Annotated in this window: 1 protein-coding gene; it reads left to right on the top strand. The window is 48.1% G+C overall.

The window, feature by feature from the left end:
- Window positions 1-2,291, top strand: a 2,291-nt coding sequence (locus tag QUA42_RS04360) for an ELWxxDGT repeat protein (protein ID WP_333135422.1), incomplete at both ends; no start/stop codon positions are given.

Genomic DNA, 2,291 nt, shown 5'->3' with positions numbered 1-2,291 from the left:
AACTTCAACAACACTCTCTATTTCTCAGCCACTGACGCTACCAACGGCAGAGAATTGTGGAAAAGCGATGGCACAGCTTCCGGCACGGAGCTGGTTAAAGACATCAATCCGGGGGCTTCCTTTTCAAGCCCTGGTAGCTTCATCAACTCCAACAACACTCTCTATTTCTCAGCCAATAACGGTACCAACGGCAATGAATTGTGGAAAAGCGATGGCACAGCCTCCGGCACGGTGCTGGTTAAAGACATCTATCCGGGGGGTAGCAATTCAAACCCTGAGAACTTCTTCAACTTCGACAACACTCTCTATTTCTCAGCCACTGACGCTACCAACGGCAGAGAATTGTGGAAAAGCGATGGCACAGCCTCCGGCACGGTGCTGGTTAAAGACATCTATCCGGGGGATACCCCTTCAAACCCTGAGGACTTCTTCAACTTCAACAACACTCTCTATTTCAGAGCCTATGATGGTAGTACCAACGCCAGAGAATTGTGGAAAAGTGATGGCACAGCCTCCGGCACGGTGCTAGTTAAACCGGGGAATACCCCTTCAGGCCCTTCTGGGATCTTCAACTTCAACAACACTCTCTATTTCAGAGCCTATGACGCTACCAACGGCATAGAATTGTGGAGTCTTGTACCCGCCACCATCACCAATGTGAGTGCTACCACCCCCGACGGCACATATAGCCTTGGCGCTACTATTAACATCACCGCCACCTTCTCCGAAGCCGTCACTGTCACTGGCACGCCTCAACTACAACTAGAAACAGGCACAACCGACCAACTTGCCAACTACGTCAGTGGTAGCGGCACTAACATCTTGACCTTTGACTACACAGTTCAACCGGGAGATACCAGCCTCGACCTCGAATACTTGACTACCGCCGCCCTCACTCTCAACGGTGGCACGATTAAAGATGCTGCTAGCACCGATGCGACAATCACCTTGCCTGCACCCGCAGCCGCTAACTCTTTGGGTGCAAATAAAGCAATAGTAATTGACACTCTTGCACCCACAGTCACTATAAATCAAGCAGGAGCACAAACAGATCCAACTGCAACTTCACCTATCAACTTTACCGTCACATTTAGCAAATCAGTCGAAGGTTTTGATGCTAGCGATATCGACTTAACTGCAAGTACAGCAACAGGAACATTAACACCAACAATCACAGGTAGTGGTTCTGTTTACAACATTGCCGTCAACGGCCAGGCAGGTAACGGTAATGTAATTGCCAGCATCAAAGCTAACGGCGTTACTGATACAGCAGGCAATAACAATACTGCCAGTACAAGTACAGACAATACCGTTGCTTATAACAACACCTTTCCCACAGTTACATCTATCAACCGCCTTGATCCATCTCCCACTGCTGCGGCTACTGCTACCTACTCTATTAATTTTTCTGAAGATGTTACAGGTGTTGACGTTTCTGACTTTACTTTAGTCCCAAATGATGTAACTGGTGCATCCATCGGCACTTTAACAACTGTTGATGCTAAGACTTACCAACTGGAAGTTAACACAGGTACGGGCAGCGGTACAATTGGGTTAAATTTAGTTGATGATGACAGCATCAAAAATAGCTTGGGAGTGGAATTAGGCGGTGCAACTGCTGGCAATGGTAATTTAACGGGACAAATTTACGACATTGACAAAACACCACCCACTGGCAGTTTAAATGCTGTTGCTGATGTGACGATAGCGGGAGGAACCAGTCAAACTTTGACTGTCACTTTCAGCGATAATAATGTTCTCGATGTTTCAAGCTTGGATAGTCCTGATGTTTTGATAAATTGGTCAGGCGGCGCTATTCCTGCTACGTTTGTCAGTGTCGATACTAATAGTAATGGTACGCCTCGGACAGCCACTTATTCCTTTGTTCCCCCAGGCGGAAGTTGGGATAATACTGACAATGGAATTTACACAGTTAACTTGCAAGGAAGTGAGGTTAAAGATGGACTTGGCAATCTTGCTGTTGCTGGTAGTTTAGGGACTTTTAACGTTAATGTTGCGGCATCGGTTGCGACAACCGCGCCATCGGGTACAGATACACCAACGGGCACAGCAGGAACACCAACTGGTACAACAGGAACACCAACTGGTACAGATACACCAACGGGCACAGCGGGAACACCAACTGGTACAGATACACCAACGGGCACAGCGGGAACACCAACTGGTACAGATACACCAACGGGTACAGCGGGAACACCAACGGGCACAGATACACCAACGGGTACAGCAGGAACACCAACGGGCACAGATACACCAACGGGTACAGCAGG

The sequence above is a fragment of the Microcoleus sp. Pol11C2 genome, from assembly GCF_036701505.1.
Taxonomy (GTDB): domain Bacteria; phylum Cyanobacteriota; class Cyanobacteriia; order Cyanobacteriales; family Microcoleaceae; genus Microcoleus.
Note: the sequence above shows the minus strand (reverse complement) of the source record. Positions and strands in the feature narration are given on the sequence as shown.